The 16,822-nt window shown below is 42.0% G+C and carries 12 protein-coding genes; 5 read left to right on the forward strand and 7 right to left on the reverse strand.

Going from position 1 to position 16,822, the window contains the following annotated elements; genetic code table 11:
• Positions 1–200: 200 nt before the first annotated feature.
• Positions 201–647 (forward strand): hypothetical protein, encoded by a 447-nt coding sequence (locus K1X61_10440; GenBank protein MBX7109053.1) that lies wholly within the window; start codon positions 201–203, stop codon positions 645–647.
• A gap of 109 nt (positions 648–756) precedes the next feature.
• Here the strand turns inward: K1X61_10440 and K1X61_10445 are convergent, their stop codons facing one another.
• From K1X61_10445 to porQ, 5 genes are all read right to left on the reverse strand, one after another.
• Positions 757–1,170: an EVE domain-containing protein gene (locus tag K1X61_10445; protein ID MBX7109054.1), complete on the reverse strand. Its 414-nt coding sequence runs from the start codon at positions 1,168–1,170 to the stop codon at positions 757–759.
• A 260-nt stretch (positions 1,171–1,430) separates the two neighbouring features.
• Entirely contained in the window at positions 1,431–3,422 is a 1,992-nt protein-coding gene (gene rpsA, locus K1X61_10450) for a 30S ribosomal protein S1 (GenBank protein MBX7109055.1), read from the reverse strand.
• Between the two features lie 195 nt (positions 3,423–3,617).
• Positions 3,618–4,487, reverse strand: a complete 870-nt coding sequence (locus K1X61_10455) for a 4-hydroxy-3-methylbut-2-enyl diphosphate reductase (GenBank protein ID MBX7109056.1) — start codon at positions 4,485–4,487, stop codon at positions 3,618–3,620.
• Between the two features lie 24 nt (positions 4,488–4,511).
• Entirely contained in the window at positions 4,512–5,198 is a 687-nt protein-coding gene (gene cmk / locus K1X61_10460) for a (d)CMP kinase (protein MBX7109057.1), read from the reverse strand.
• 76 nt (positions 5,199–5,274) lie between these two features.
• On the reverse strand, positions 5,275–6,354 hold the full coding sequence (porQ, locus tag K1X61_10465; protein MBX7109058.1) for a type IX secretion system protein PorQ: 1,080 nt from the start codon (positions 6,352–6,354) through the stop codon (positions 5,275–5,277).
• Between the two features lie 120 nt (positions 6,355–6,474).
• On the opposite strand from porQ, the gene K1X61_10470 reads away from it, so the two are divergent.
• On the forward strand, positions 6,475–7,776 hold the full coding sequence (locus K1X61_10470; GenBank protein MBX7109059.1) for a bifunctional folylpolyglutamate synthase/dihydrofolate synthase: 1,302 nt from the start codon (positions 6,475–6,477) through the stop codon (positions 7,774–7,776).
• Positions 7,777–7,784: 8 nt separating this feature from the next.
• On the opposite strand, the gene K1X61_10475 is transcribed toward K1X61_10470, so the two are convergent.
• A complete protein-coding gene (locus K1X61_10475; protein ID MBX7109060.1) occupies positions 7,785–8,981 on the reverse strand; it encodes an aspartyl protease family protein in 1,197 nt (398 codons plus the stop codon).
• A gap of 506 nt (positions 8,982–9,487) precedes the next feature.
• Between K1X61_10475 and K1X61_10480 the strand changes: the two genes are divergently transcribed.
• Positions 9,488–12,964, forward strand: a complete 3,477-nt coding sequence (locus K1X61_10480) for a PKD domain-containing protein (GenBank protein ID MBX7109061.1) — start codon at positions 9,488–9,490, stop codon at positions 12,962–12,964.
• 187 nt (positions 12,965–13,151) lie between these two features.
• Here the strand turns inward: K1X61_10480 and K1X61_10485 are convergent, their stop codons facing one another.
• Entirely contained in the window at positions 13,152–14,033 is an 882-nt protein-coding gene (locus K1X61_10485; protein MBX7109062.1) for a LysM peptidoglycan-binding domain-containing protein, read from the reverse strand.
• 140 nt (positions 14,034–14,173) lie between these two features.
• Here K1X61_10485 and K1X61_10490 point away from each other — a divergent pair, with 140 nt between their 5' ends.
• Together K1X61_10490 and kdsB are read left to right on the forward strand one after the other, a co-directional pair.
• On the forward strand, positions 14,174–15,529 hold the full coding sequence (locus tag K1X61_10490) for a hypothetical protein (GenBank protein MBX7109063.1): 1,356 nt from the start codon (positions 14,174–14,176) through the stop codon (positions 15,527–15,529).
• 285 nt (positions 15,530–15,814) lie between these two features.
• The gene (gene kdsB, locus K1X61_10495; GenBank protein ID MBX7109064.1) at positions 15,815–16,570 is read left to right on the forward strand and encodes a 3-deoxy-manno-octulosonate cytidylyltransferase; all 756 of its coding nucleotides are present in this window, start codon (positions 15,815–15,817) and stop codon (positions 16,568–16,570) included.
• Positions 16,571–16,822 lie beyond the last annotated feature (252 nt).

Raw genomic sequence — 16,822 nt, forward strand, 5'->3', positions numbered from 1 at the left:
ATTATAGGCAACGAAGCTAAATGAATTATCTTTCTATTCATATTGGTATTCATTTTTCCCTTAAACATGGTTTTTTGAATTTTCTCTTACTTTTACATAAAGGTATTCAAAAAACCATGTTTAAGGGAACCGCATCGAAGCCTATAATACGCCATTATAGTTAAGTAGAAAGCGGCGCGGACGCGATGAATTTAACTACGATGAAACAGGAACAAGATCAACTCAAAAGGTTAGATTGGGTACTGCATTTTATGGCTAAACATGCAGTTAAGGGATTAGAAATTGATGATGCTTGGACAAGAATTTTAATAGATCACCCGACAATTTATTTAGAGGATAAGGTTGGCAATGAATCTTACAGATATGCAATGTTCAAAAAATTAGAAAATGACCACTACCTTTCTTTTAATGAGCAGAATGATAATAAATATTGGATAACTTTTGAAGGAGTTATTTTTAGTGATTACGGTATGGGCGGCTATGAGAAGAAAAAGGAAATGGAAGCCAGCGAAATCGAAAAGCAAAACCAGTATACTCTCCGGTTAATTCACGCGACTTGGTTTGCTGGTATAGCAGCGATCCTGCTTCTTTTATTTCAGGTTTATGAATTCCTATTTGAGCATCAGATATTTTTTGTTTGCCCTTAAAAGCCATCCCCACTTTTCTACTCAACATAATGCAGTACATTATAGGCTAAATTACAGATTTAAAATAGATTATTCCTAGCCGATTGTATAGATTTTTCTGCTAAAAATGTTAAAGCTTTGTATCACCCATTGATAATAGAAACGTAAATTCATTAGCCGATACTGGCATTACTGAAAGCCTTGAAATTTTTATCAATGGCAGCTCAGATAGTCTCTTTTCAGATTTTATATCAGTAAGGGTTACAGGCTTATTTAAGCGCTTCACTACGGAAAGTTCAACAGCAACCCATGCCGGATCATTTGTCGTTGGATCCTGATAAGATTCTTTGGAGACCATCGCAATACCAATAATGGCTGGAGATTGCTGGCTATGATAAAACAAAACAAGGTCACCCTTATTCATTGCTTTGAGGTGTATGCGGGCGGCATAGTTTCTCACTCCCGTCCATTCTGTCTTCTTGTCTTTTAGAAATGATTCCCATCCATACGATTCCGGGTCAGATTTTACAAGCCAATAGTTCATTTGGAGCAGTTTATTTTGGAGAGTAAGTAACCTTGCACATTGCACAAACTTTTAAAATCCTGCCGATACTGCCATTTTCTTGACTATGATTCAATTGGGAACGGCCATTAATTTCACATTTTCTGACAAAGATAAATATGCTCTAGTAAATCTTTTGAAGCAGCGGTATCTAGACGCCAAATTTTTCACTGAGTACAACAGGTCTTAATAAAAAAGTCCCGGTTGAGACCAGGACTTTTTTCAAAATACTTACCGGAAATTTATTCGCTTTGAGGATTTCCATCGGTTGAAATATCAGCATTCAAGTCTGTTGCAGGTGCATCCGATATGCTATCCGGATTTTCTGTAACGGGTTCTTCCGATTCAGTCTGTGTAGCTTTCGCATTACCCTTTTCGATCTTTGATTTCAATTCTGAAAGAACACCTAAATCACCAAGAGTAGATTTTTCCACTTTGCGGTTGATATTCTTGAGTTCTGTCCGTTGATCTTTCCTTTCTGTTGCTTTCTTTTCGCGTACCTCTTCATGATCCTTCTCCACCTTTTCTTCCCACACACGTGCATGCGATACAATAATCTTCTTGTTCCCACGGTCAAATTCAAGCACCTTAACTTGTAATGTTTCATCTACTTCAACCAACTTGCCATTCTCCTTTTTCAGATGTTTAGCAGGTGCAAAAGCTTCTAATCCGTATGGCATCAGTAAAATTGCTCCCTTATCATCCTTTTTAATAACAGTTGCCTGATGTTCAGAACCTACCGGGAAAACACTTTCAAATGTATCCCATGGATCTTCTTCTACTTGCTTATGGCCAAGAGAAAGTTTTCTTTCATCCTTATTTATATCAAGCACAACCACTTCCAGTTCGTTTCCAATCCTGGTAACGTCATTAGGGTGATGTATCCGCTTAACCCAGGAAAGATCTGAAATGTGCACAAAGCCGGTTATGCCATCTTCCAACTCAACGAATACACCATATCCGCTCACATTTTTTACGATACCCTTCGTGCGCGTTCCCACCGGATATTTTTGTTCAATATCACTCCATGGATCTTTTGTTAATTGCTTCAAACTCAAAGACATCTTTCTCTCTGCACGATCCATTGTAACAACCATTGCTTCATATTCATCGCCCACCTTAAAGTGTTCCTTTGAATTGATCGGTGTATTGCTCCAGGAAATCTCAGAAACGTGTATCAATCCTTCAACACCGGGCTGAATTTCCAGAAATGCACCATAATCCTCAATATTGACAATTCTGCCTTTAACCTTTGAACCGACAGCAATTGACTGATCAAGTACATCCCACGGTTGTGGAGTTAACTGCTTCAGACCAAGTGAAATACGCTTCTTTTCTTCATCGTAGTCCAGCACAACGACCTGCAATTTCTGATTTAGCTTCAACACTTCTGTTGGATGGCTGATCCGGCCCCATGAAATATCCGTGATATAAAGCAGACCATCTAAACCTCCGAGATCGATAAATGCACCAAAGTCAGTGATATTCTTAATAGTACCTTCAAGAATCTGGCCTTTTTCGAGCTTAGAAATAATTTCCTGACGCTGACTTTCAAGGTCACCTTCTATTAGTGCTTTATGCGAAACGACAGCATTTTTGATGGTCTCATTGATTTTTACCACCTTAAATTCCATCATCTTCCCTACATACGAATCGTAGTCGGTAATAGGCTTCACATCAATCTGTGATCCAGGAAGAAATGTTTCTAATCCAAACAAATCTACGATTAACCCGCCTTTCGTCTTGCTCGTAATGGTACCGGTAACGATCTCACCGGTTTTGTAACCATTGACAATACGTTCCCAGGCTCGCTCCATCTTGGCACTCTTCCTTGACAAAGAAAGCTGTCCTTTTACATTTTCCTTTTCTACCACTAATACTTCCACTTCATCCCCGACTTTCAATTCGGGCATATCGCGGAATTCTGAAAGCGGGACCAATCCGTCTGATTTGAACCCGATATTTAACACGACATCTGTTGGTGTTAAAGACACAACTGTACCTTTAAGGATCTCATTATCCGTGATGGTTACAAATGTGCTGCTATAAATTTCCTCTAATTTTTTGCGCTCGTCCTTTGTATATGTTTTGACGTTGCGCTTTGATACATTCCAGTCGAAATCATCATGAGGGGTTTCGACTTTTTCCGGGGCTTCAAGATGCGGAGAGGCTGCTCCGTTCAGTGTTTCCTGTGTTGTTTCGTTTTGTGGAATTTCAGTTTTGTTTTCTTCCAATTTTTGGGTCCTCCTTTTGTGTGAGATTTCCCGTGTTTTTAAACGGGACGACAAAGGTAAAGGAATTGCGGAAAAAGGCAAATTCTTATAATATTTTATCAGATTATTGCTTATCTGATCCAATCATACCATGCTCTGCATCCACCATTCTCTCCGGATATTCAAAAGTTGAAGTTAGATGAAAAGGCATCCGTATCAATTATCAAATGCTCTTAGCGTTTCTGCAATTTTTTCCATCTGCCATAAGGGAGTGGACGTTGCGCCGCAAATTCCCACTGATTGAGCTGATCTAAACCATTCCTGCTGCAAATCAGCCTCTTCTGATACGAAATAGGAATTTGGATTCGCCGCCTTGCAAACATTAAACAGCACTTTACCATTCGAACTTTTCTTCCCCCCTACGAAAATAATAACGTCATGCTGGAGCGCAAATTTTTGCAATTGAGGTTCACGATTGGATACCTGCCTGCAAATTGTATCATTGAACCTCACCACTTCATTTCCCACTGCAGCAGCACGCTGCTTTATCACTTGGCTTAAATGATAAAATTTTTCAGTACTCTTAGTTGTTTGGGAAAAGAGCTCAATAGGTTTAGAGTAATCAATCTTTTCCAGGTCATCTTCAATTGTTACAATAATACCCTGCTGATTAATTTGGCCCATCAGCCCATTTACCTCCGCATGACCGGGAATACCATAAATAACTAACTGAGCATCTTTTCTCTCCATTTTATCATAAGCCAATTTCACACGATTTTGAAGCTTCAATACCACCGGACATGATGCATCGAGTAATTCGATATTGTTTTCCATAGCCGTTATATAGGTCTGTGGTGGTTCACCATGCGCACGGATCAGCACTTTGCAATCATGCAACTTCTGCAGATCTTCATGATTGATAATTTTGAGTCCTTTAGACGTAAGCCGTTTTACTTCCACGTCATTGTGTACAATATCTCCCAGGCAATACAATTCAGTTCCGGTATCAAGAGTATCTTCTGCCATTTGTATGGCATATACAACCCCAAAACAAAATCCACTGTTCTGATCTATGGTAATTGTCATGTTGTAAATTTTAAGTCTTAAGGCTCAGGCAAGAGATGCAATTTTCGCCTTGGCCAATTGAAGAACAAATTCAAATTGTTCCTGTTCAGATAACAAAGTATTATCAACTTCCACGGCATCAGCAGCTTTTTTCAGCGGAGCAGTAACTCTTGTGCTATCGGTCAGATCACGGCCGGAAAGGTTCTGCGAAACCTGTGATTTTGTAACCTCCAACCCTTTATTTTTCAGTTCTTTATACCTTCTTTCACTCCTGACCTTTTCATCAGCCGTCATATAAACTTTCAGCGCGGCTTCAGGGAAAACTACGGTTCCTATATCGCGGCCATCCATAACAATGCCCTTATTTTTGCCGTATTCCCGAAGTTTAGTGACAATAAATGTCCTCACTTCAGGAATAGAACTAACCTCACTTACGAGGTCGGCGATAAGAATGCTCCTGATTTCGGTTTCCACATTCTTTCCATTTAAAAAAACATGAGATTCCTGATTTGCAAAGTCATATTGAAAATCGATGTTAATACGATTGAACGATGCAATTATTTCTGGAACTTGTTTGAAATCAATAGAATTTTGATGAAAGAAAACGGTAACAGCACGATAGAATGCGCCGGAATCCACATAATTGTATTGTAGTGCTGCTGCCAGATGCTTAGCCAGGGTGCTTTTACCACTGGACGATGGCCCATCAATGGCTATGATTATCGGATGCATGGCGGCAAAATACGGAGAAAGCGCTCAGGCGATTACATACAAATGCAGAAATTTTAGAACCAATGCTAAGACGCTGCTACATTTTTTTTCCAAAGAGCTCGTCGAGATTAACTCCAAATGTGAGGTGATTGACGCCACCGGCAACATTGTAGATAGCTCTCCCATAGCCGATATTAAAGCGATTTATACGTACACCTGCACCGAAACTGAAACCGGACAACGCCTTACGGAGTTCAACGGCCAGTTCTTCCCGCCGCTGATGATTATATGCGATACTGACGCGGAAGTTTTTCCCAAAATTGATTTCTGTACCGATAATGGTATGCAGAAAAAAATTGTCAACGAAATAATTTTTCTCTTTCGCCTGTTGGGAAGAATCGATCAGTATGGTGCCCTGATCAGCCTGATTGGGATCATTATAACGAAGATCCCAACGATAGAGATCATGAAACACTATTGAAAAAAGAAATGGTGTATGTATAAGCCGTTTTGAAATACCCGCCTGAATGTCAAATGGCAACGGTTCTTTGCCGGATCCGGCATACGGCTGGAACTGTGTGCCAACATTTTTAAAAAGAATAGTGGCCGTAAATCCTTGTGCGGAATCGTAATAAGCACCGGCCACAGTAAGTGCTATTCCACTTGAATGATAAGATTCCAGTCTGGATGTGATATAGGTCAGATTTGCCCCATAGGAAAAACGTTTGATATATTCCCGCCCGGCACCAATGGAAACAGCATACTCCGCTCCATCAAATTGACCGCTGACGTTGCCAACCTGGTCAGTTGCCGTGAATTGGCCATAATTTACAAACTGAATGCCTCCGTTAAAGGTCGTTTTCCATTTGGCAACAGTCCGGACATAACCCGTATAACCACGTTTAATATCACTGATGTAATCCACATAATTGAGCGAGAGTCTGTTATTCATTGACGGATTCAACATGGCCGGATTCTGAAAACCAATGGATAAATCCTCATCATGCACTGAAATAAATGTGCCACCCATGGAAGTAATGCGTGCAGAAGGCGCCTCGTTCATAAAAAGGAATACTTCACTACCTCCTAATTGCGCATGGGATGACTTGGATAATAACACATAAAATACGCAGGCGAACAGCGAAAGTAGAAGATGTCTATTATAAGTTAGGTACATTCAGTATTGACAGGAAAAAATTCAGCAGTTGCGTGATTAATAGAATAAGCGGGTAAACGGACAGAGACCCGTATTATTTTGAAACCACCAAAAATATACTTTTGCGGAAGATCGTCCAAAATGAATTATGAAGAGACCATAGCATTTCTCTATTCGCAATTGCCGATGTATTCACGTATCGGAAAAGCAGCTTATAAAAGCGACCTAATAAATACAAGGCGTTTATGTGCATTGCTGAATAACCCAGAGCAATCATTCAGGAGCATCCACATTGCAGGGACAAATGGCAAAGGATCAACCAGCCACATGCTGGCAGCCATCCTGCAGCAGAATGGCTATAAAACGGGGCTATACACTTCGCCTCATTTAAAAGATTTTCGTGAAAGGATCAGGATTAACGGCCAATTGATCCCTGAAACGGAGGTTGTTAAATTTGTAATGGCTTACAAAGAGAAAGTACTGGAAATCGGCTGCTCCTTTTTCGAGTGGTCTGTTGGTCTTGCCTTTGACTATTTCAGGAAGGAAAATGTTGACATAGCAGTGATAGAAACTGGACTGGGAGGAAGGCTCGACTCGACAAACGTGATAACTCCTCTCCTTTCCTTAATCACCAATATTAGCTTTGACCATACCGATCTTTTAGGTGATTCTCTTGAAAAGATTGCAAAGGAGAAAGCAGGTATCATCAAAAACGGGGTTCCGGTTGTAATTGGCGAACATAGCCCTGAAACAGATCCGGTTTTTATCGAGACGGCCAAAGAAAAAGCAGCAGCTATAAACTTCGCCGGCGATAACTGGACACTATTGCAATCCAGCTATAAAGATGATGCACTTTGCATGAAAATAGAACACCACAGCGCAGATCAATGGGACATTGAAATTGACCTGTTAGGAAAATATCAGGAGAAAAATATCCTGGGTGTGCTGGAAGCGCAATGGATCTTGTCGGCAAATGGGTTTAATCTCACTAAACAAAATTGCATCGCTGCATTAAAATCCGTGAAACAGTTAACCGGCCTGGCCGGGCGATGGGATATACTGTCTGCATCGCCCCTGATTATTGCAGACGTTGCACACAATGAAGCCGGCATTTTTCATGCAATGGATCAATTGAAACACTATCATTATCAGCAGTTACATATCGCGATTGGATTTGTAAGCGACAAAGATTTAAGCAAACTCTTATCGCATTTTCCAAAAGATGCAACCTATTATTTCTGTAAGCCTGATATACCAAGAGGATTGGATGCATCAATGCTGCAGGCTATCGCGCATGAATACGGGTTGCATGGAAAGGTGTACCCATCAGTAACATCTGCTTTTGAAGCTGCCAAAGAATACGCATCTGCCAATGACCTGATCTATGTTGGGGGAAGCACCTTTGTAGTGGCAGAAATCAACAGGGTAATTCCACAATCGTAAATTTCGATCTAAAACAGGTCATGCATTCTGAGCAAGATGTACCTGAATTCCTGCCCCCGGATAATTTTCAGCATTATGCTTTTTGCATTGGGATCGCTGAACAGGTGGTCGACATTACCCAGTTCCATATTTTTTACCGGCATAAAATTAATTTCTACCAATTCATCATCGGGCTGAATACCTGCCTCGTGGGCCGGTGAACCGGGTTTTACCTGAAATACGATGAAGCGGTTGTAGTCATCTCCACCGCCTACCACTTCTATCCCAACGCGGTCATATTCAAAAGGCTCTTTGAATTTTGTGTTGGGTTTGAGATACAGATGTCTGCCTTCATAGTCAAAGACTACCGAGAATCTTTTTAATATAAAGTTACCGATGCTGCCATTTCGTTTTCCTGACTCCGCCTTGCTTTCCCAATTGTCAAAATCCGGAAATGAGGTAACTACATTGGTGAAAGAAAAGTTACCAATCGACAATTGATTTGTCCGTGCCAGGCTTCCATGAATAATTCCATTTAATCCGAGTCCCAACTGCGTATAAAGATGACGTTGCGGCACAGTGAGCCGGTTATCTGAATTACTCTGCAAAGAAAGCGGAAACCCTGCACCGGTGTCAATCAGCAAATCAAGCGGAATAGCTGTACTGTCTGACATACTGCAAGTTGCTTTGATAAATGGTTTGTTGGAGCGTAACTCAATAGGAATGGATTGATATTTTCTGCCCTGTTTGAAATGACTGTTCTCAAAAACTGTCAGAATCTTTTCTCCATAATTAATTTTTACCGCGAAACTGGCAAAAAATTCATATCCGATTATCCCGGTAATCTTCACACCGAGATAAGTTGAAAGGAAAAATGGATCTTCTTTAAAAACCACTCCAGTCAAGGGAAGACTTTCAATGCCGGGCATGGTAAGGCTCACACCACTTACCGTAACTGCCTTCACTCCTTCTTTTTCACCTAATCCGCTGATCGTTATTTCCTTGCCGGTCTGCAATCGCAGCACATCCTGTATTGCAGGATCAGTAATCGTCAGTACTCCAACTCCTGTATCGAGTACAAAATTATAAGGACCCTTTCCATTCAACTTAACGGGAACAACAATCAGATTACGATAAAACTTATACGCAACAGAAGCGCGCTGTTGATTTCGGGTGAAATGAAAATACGGTTGTGCCAATACCGAAGCATTGAGCATTGAGATCAAAAAACTGCAAAGGATGGTCAATCGCGTTAAGCGATGCAAAAAAAATAATGAATTGAACCGGGCAGTTGGCACCATCATCAGGAAATAGACGCAAGTATCAGATCAACAGTTGGCTGAATGGCAAGTTAATGGGATTCCTTCAAGTAGAGTTGTTAAAAATTAATTGTTCATATTTAGTAACCAGCATGCTAAGGGTTTAACCATTATTTGGACATATTTAAGAGGACCATGATCTGCCCAACGACAATCGGGACTATTTATTAATTCATGGATTCGCTTTTCTGATCCCTTCGTTTCAATTGAATTTATTCCTAAGCTAAATTTGTAGAAACCTGTCTCAGCAGACAATATTTTGCAGCTTTTCCATCACTTGTTTTGCAATTGGCGCAGCGCATGAAAAAATGCATGCTTAAACTTCATATTAAAAGGTGATGAAAAAGACCAGCAATGAATTTCCATCTTACAATCCTTTATACCTTTGCAAAACTGTTCAAATTTAATCTTCTATGATCCGACATACCCTTGCTGCCATAGTTTTATGTTTTTATTGCCATTTGGTTGCTGCTCAGTTTGAGTATCCGAAAATAAATACCGGCGATCCTGCTTTACCAGGATGGGTGAAGATGATGTATGATGAAAAAGTGAGCGTCTTTGCAGTGGACAGTGCCTATTTAACTTACTACGGAGATCATGAGCCTAAAAATGATATCTATGCTCGCTGGTATACCAACTGGCGCAGGCAGGTCAGTTCTTATCTTGACGAAAACGGATTTGCTGACTACCCTTCAGATGAGGAAATCAGCAATCAACTGCGTCGACGCAGCGAAATGCTTTCAGATGTACGCAGTACATGGACACATGCTGGTCCGGATATTCACTTTTCCACCAAGACCAATGAAAACAGTTTATTTGAACCTATTTCCGAGCAGGCCAATGTTTATGGTATCGACCGCTCACAAAGCAACCCCAACATCCTGATTGCCGGAAGTGAGAGTGGTGGCATCTACAAATCGACCGACGCAGGCGAATCATGGACATTGGTAACTCCCAATCTGCTGATATTTACTTCAAGGGCAGTACGCATTCACCCCACCAACGAAGATGAGATGTTGTTTGCCGGCGGAGGTAAATTATACAAGACATCTGATGGCGGTCAAACCTGGAATTCCATCGGAGATCCTGTTTTTCAGGCACTTAACTTTACAGCTGACGATTTGATTTATAACCCGGGCAATCCGGATATTATTTTCATCGGAACCAACAAAGGTATGTTTCGCACTACAGATGGCGGGCAGCACTGGACAGAGATATTAACTGAATATTGCATGTCAATAAATATAAAACCAGATGATCCGTCGGTTATTTATGCCTTGCAATATGATCCTGTTACCAAGATTTCCTATTTCTATAAATCCATTGATTACGGAGCGACATTCACCAAGTACAGCAATGGCTGGTTTGAAGTACCGGCTAATGATGCGGGAAAAATTGAAAGTTATGGCGGCAGAATTGCTGTTACGGAAGCCAATCCTGAAAAAGTGTACGTGCTGCTGGTAGGAAACAGTCAGTCCAATGCACAACTCCAGTTAGGTGGCTTCATTGGAACGTATGTGAGCAACAATGCAGGAGAATTATGGACCAATCCACACGTCCTTATCGGCGAGCCATACGATTTTGATACGCACCCTTGCCTGATGGATTTTGACGGCCATTCCGCGGATTACAATCAGATTTACTATAACACCTTTATTATCGCCTCCCACCTGGATGAAAACAGGATATTGATAGGCGGATTAAACATGTGGCGTTCTGATGACGGCGCCGTTTCTTATCAGGGTGTTGGTGGCTATATCGGAGGATTGCCACTGATGCATGTGGACATACAAACAATCCGTAACTACAAGACTTCTGATACTACCGAAGAAGTATGGTGGAGCAGCGACGGTGGCGTAAATCATTCAACGGATTTCCTGGAAACTCATACGTCAAAGTGCAAGGGTATCCTGGCAACAGAGCTTTGGGGATTTGATCAGGGCTGGAATGAAGACATGATGGTCGGTGGCCGCTATCATAATGGCAATATGGGTTTTGGAGAAGGTTTTCCTGATGGCGAATTTCTCGCATTGGGCGGTGGTGAGGCGGCAACAGGTTATGCCAATTTCAGCCATGAGCGCAAAGCGTATTTTTCCGATATAGGCAGTGTGATTTTACCTGATGAAATAGACGGTTTTGCGCAATACACCGGTGCAGCTGGCCAGCCGAATGAAAGTTATTACCAGGGCGAAAGTTCACGGATCATTTTTGACTGGAACAATTATCACATTGCCTATATGGGAAAAGATAATAAGCTATATAAAAGTACTGATGGGGGATCCGGTTTTTTTGTTGACCATGCATTTGGCTCCAATAGTAATCAGCGTATCCTTCAGATTGAGCAAAGCCGTGTTAACACCCTTGTCATGTATGCTCAACAGTTGCAATCGTCAAAAAGTATTATCTGGAAAACAACAGACGGCGGGATAAACTGGACGCAGTTAACATTGCCGCTTGCCAATCAGAAGTATCTCAACTTCACGCTGAGCGGTACTGATGAAAACGAGATGTGGCTGGCATTTACCAATGGCCCGAATGGATCTAAAATTTATCACACAACAGATGGTGGAGTGTCCTGGATCAACCTGTCAACGCCAGCACTGGATAATCTGAATATATGGGCCCTTGCACATCAATTCGGAACCGATGGCGGCGTTTATCTTGCCATGAAACAAGGAGTTATTTTTTACCACAATAACCTGCTTGCTGACTGGACAGTATATGGAAGTGGATTACCTGCCGTTTCAGAACCACTAAAGATTATACCGTATTACAAAGGCAACAAAATCAGGCTGGCAACATGGCACGTGGGCGTATGGGAGAATGATTTGTTTGAGCCCTCTGCACTCATTGCTGATTTCGCCATCGGCAATCATACTATCTATTGCAGCGGCGATACAATTTATTTTACGGATCATTCGGTGGCTTCAGCATCGGCCACTTATCAATGGACATTCAACGGAGCAATCCCATCGGTTTCAACAGAGAAGAATCCTGCAACTATTTTCTCGATGCCTGGTATCTATGAGGTTACCCTGATCGTGACAGATAATGGCAATGCGGATACCATCACCAAGTCCATTGTAATTGACGGAGTGAATGTTCAATCACTACCCATTGCAGAAGGTTTTGAACAAGGTCAGTTTAACACCGACTGGCTGTTAACACAATGGGCAATTAGTGAAACTGTCGGTGGTTATGGACTTAGCAACCATTGCATGTACTTTGATAATTATGATGCTGACTTGCAAGGAGGCTATGCAGATGTTCATACAGCCAAGTATGATCTTTCAGCATTTTCCGATGCGCGCCTCACCTTTGATGTCGCGTATGTGCCATATGGATTTCCATATGTGGATTCGCTGGCTATATTAGCATCAACAGACTGCGGTGAAAATTTTACCCTGTTGTATAAACGTGGAGGAAATGATCTGGCCACTGTACCCGGAAATAACGGAAACTATTTTGTACCGGAAAGCGATGAATGGAGAACGGATACCGTCTTGCTTGATGCCTTTGCCGGAAATCCGGAAGTAGTTATCGCTTTCCGCAATATCGGCTACTATGGCAATGTGCTATACATTGACAACATTAACCTGACGACTTCGGCTCTTTCAGCAATTAATCCTTTGCAATCAGCAAAGCAATTCATCATTTCACCAAATCCCAATGATGGGATATTTACAGTCTCAACTGACGCTGTAATCAATCAACCCATCACCATCACTATCATTAATTCCGTAGGAGCGTCTTTAAAAGAATTCAGACTCACATCGCTTACGAAGGATTATCCGCTGCAAATTGACCTTCAGGACTATGGAAAAGGACTCTATTTTGTGAAAGCGGAAAGCCAGGCCAACCTATCAGTGCAAAAGGTTGTTATCGAGTGATAGTCAAGGATAACACCATGAATCGTTGACTGTACCTTTCGGGGCGAAGTTGCATCTGTGGCAACATGCTGTTCAAAAGGAACACACTTGGCTGAGGCCGTTGCAGAAAAGGTCTGGTACCTGATGTCAGTAACAGATATAATCAAAATTATGCTGCATGGTATATTGTTTATTGTTGCTACAAAATTTATTTGTCTGTATTAATTACTTCATCCTTTGAATGTTCCTGCATGTCTTCATAATAGATCGCCGCTAAAAAACGATCATCTAATACACCTAATTGCCCGGCTGCAGAGGCGGAAATCTTAATCAGCACATCTTCATTAACGGAAGTGGATGGAAGTTTGCCAATCACTTTTACTTCCACCACTCTGCCATTCATCACATTTTTTACTTTTATCATTGTCCCTTTGGGTACTGTTGCATGCAATGCGAAAAAATCACCGCCATCATCGCCTGACTTCACCCAGGTTGCAATACCCTTTTGAGCCAGTTCATCCGGGAATCCATTGATACCGTCAACACTTTTTCCATGCTCTAAGTTTGTGTGAATCCTGGTTGTGTCCTGCTTCAATGTTGCCGGCTGGCCTGAAACATTGAGTGGTCCTTCGAGGCTGAAAGGCATTGATTCGAATCCCACAATCAGCTTGCTGTTTTCTTCAATTGCAGCATCATGTAAATTATTCCAGCTGATCAGTGAATCAACCGTGGTGTTGTATCTTTTGCTGATAGAATACAAAGTTTCTTTCTTCAGTACCGTGTAATAAACAGGTTGCAATAATTTGTATCCAGTCTCCGGATTCATCGAGGTTTTTACCAGCGGGATCTTCAACTCTGTGCCAATTGGCAGATTGCCTCCACTGATTTCAGGATTCAATCGCAATAATTCATCTGTAGAAGTTTGGTAAGCTCTGGCAATGCTATATAAGGTCTCGCCTTTTGTAACAACATGAAAATCGTATGCAGCTGATTTAGCCCGAGCATGATTCAAATCAACGCTTTGTGCAAGCGCGCTGAAACGATTTACCATAAGCATCAGCAGCACCAAAGAATAAATTAGCTTTGTCATATTGTTGGAGATGCTGTTTTCGGATTCGATCGCATAACTTTGAAGGCATCTTGCTCTTCAAAGAGTGTACCATTCTGCCGGAAATAGCTTTAAAAAAATTCACATAAAAGTATCGCTGCCGGCAGGCGATCATTCTATTCATGAGCAAGAAGTTATTAACGACTTTCCTGGCATTGTACTTTATAGTACACAGCATACCTGTGGCAGAAAGCAACCCGTTGCATGTATCAAAGAAGGTGTATGTGTTTGAGCTGAACCAGGAAATTTTCCCTGCGGCCTGGCGGTTGGTAAAAACAGCAATGATAGCGGCAGAGAAATCTCATTGCGATTACATACTGATCAGGCTCAACACCTATGGTGGCGAATTATCGATGGCTGATTCCATTCGTGCAAGACTGTTAGGCGCTAAAGTGCCGGTCATCGTTTGGATTACACAAAATGCAGCTTCCGCCGGAGCATTAATAGCCATTTCCTGTGACAGCATCTATATGAAGCAGGGAGCCGCCATTGGCGCGGCATCTGTGGTAAACCAGGAAGGCGAGATCATGCCCGATAAATACCAGTCATATATGAGAGGCATGATGAGGTCAACCGCTCAGCAACAAGGGCGTGATCCAAAGATCGCCGAGGGAATGGTTACTCCCAACAACTATTTACATGATATTGCAGACTCCGGGAAAATAATTACACTGACTGCCGTGGAAGCAGTGAAGCATGGATATTGTGAAGGCATTGCAGAAACACAGGAAGCCGTCCTGCAGGCTGCCGGCATTGAAGATGTTGAGATAATTGAACATAAGACCAGTTTAAAAGATGCATTCATTGCCTTCCTGCTCAATCCATTGGTAAATGGAATTCTCCTGCTCATTATTCTTGGTGGCATTTATTTTGAATTTCAACATCCCGGCATTGGTTTTCCCATTGTTGCTGCAGGATTAGCTGCCATTCTATATTTTGCCCCGCTCTACCTCGACGGATTAGCGGAGCATTGGGAAATCCTTTTATTCATTGCAGGGCTGGCACTGATAGCTATTGAGATTTTCATTACACCCGGGTTTGGTATACCCGGTGTGGGAGGAATTGTGTTAGCGATTGCAGGCCTTACGCTTGCATTGATCCGGAACATCAACTTTGATTTTTCGCTTACCAGCACGGTTGATATGTGGATTGCTCTGTTAAGAGTAGTAATTCCACTTGGAATTTCCTTCTTCCTGTTCATCGCTTTTGGAAAAAGCCTTTTGCAGAGCAAGGCATTGAAAGGTTTTGTACTTACAGAAACGCAGGCATCAACAAAGAGCTTTCATGAATCAGCTTCCATGCTTAAAAACATGCTGCATAAACAAGGTATTGCCATCACATCCTTAAGACCGGCCGGCCAGGTGGAGATTGAATCCGAACGTTATGATGCGATGGCAGAAAGCGGGCTGCTTGCTGCAGGTTCACAAGTCAAGGTCATCGATATCAGCGGAAACATCTTAGTAGTCAGAAAACTATAGCACATCCGAATTCACAATAAATAGTTTTTATTTCTTGATTTATCTCCTTCCATTACACAGGAAACAATTCAAAACATCTTTGGATTTAATGACTAAGGAGAGATACGTCGGTCTGTCAACTATTTTCGTTTTATGAGTCGGGTAATTTACCGGCGCCAACTAAAATTACTTCATGAACTTTACCGGCTGCCAAATTTGTAAAAGAATTTGATGGTTTGAAATACAAAATGCAACCTACATTTGAGGGCTGCGGCATCCGTTCAACATAATCAAAACACTGAAACCTTGCGAATTTTAGTTGTCATTCCAGCACGTTATAATTCCTCCCGCCTTCCTGGTAAGCCGTTGGCAATGATAGTCGGCAGGAGCATGATTCAACGCGTATATGAGCAGGTTTTAAAATGCAAGGGAGTCGATCACGTGCTGGTAGCCACTGATGATGATCGAATTGTGTCGGCAGTTACCCTGTTTGGCGGCCAGGTTGCCAGAACATCGTCCGCTCATCAGTCAGGTACCTCACGATGCGCTGAGGTAGCAGCAAAGTTGCATGGCAAATACGATGTGTTGATCAACGTTCAGGGTGATGAGCCATTTATTGCGCCTGAACAGGTGGAAAGAATAATCAGATGTTTTGACGATTCCAGCGTCACCATTGCCACACTGATTAAGCAAATCACAATGCCATCAGATTTAACCAATCCTAATGTCGTGAAGGCAGTGGTTGGCACATCGAATCAGGCATTGTATTTCAGCCGGAGCGCGCTTCCTCATCTTCGTGGTATTCCTGAACCTGATTGGTACACCACAGGCATCTTCTTTAAGCATATCGGCATTTACGGATATCGCACGGATATACTGCAACAACTGGTACAACTGCCGGAAAATAATCTTGAGCAAGCCGAATCACTGGAACAACTCAGATGGCTTGCCAATGGATTCCGGATTTATGCCGCAATCACATCAGAGGAGACTATGAGTATCGACACTCAAGAGGACCTCGACAAAGGCATCCGCTACGCTGCTGAAAATCCGGAACGTTAGGTCTGCCAGATTCTGTATTGATGTTGCGCAAACGAATGATACATAATTCTTATCGCCGCACCTCACCGGTTTACAGCACTTATAATGGTGCCGGAAAATATTCCAGCCTCGGAAATCTATCGATGACGTTGTTGCATCATCATACTCCGCCAACGCTGCAATCATAGCAGTGCTCTTCTCCTTAATTAACATGTAAGCTGTTCAAAACGTACTGCTGCCAGGCTTACGGCAAAATGCCGATGGCCTAACTTT

Source organism: Chitinophagales bacterium (assembly GCA_019694975.1).
Taxonomy (GTDB): Bacteria; Bacteroidota; Bacteroidia; order Chitinophagales; family UBA10324; genus JACCZZ01.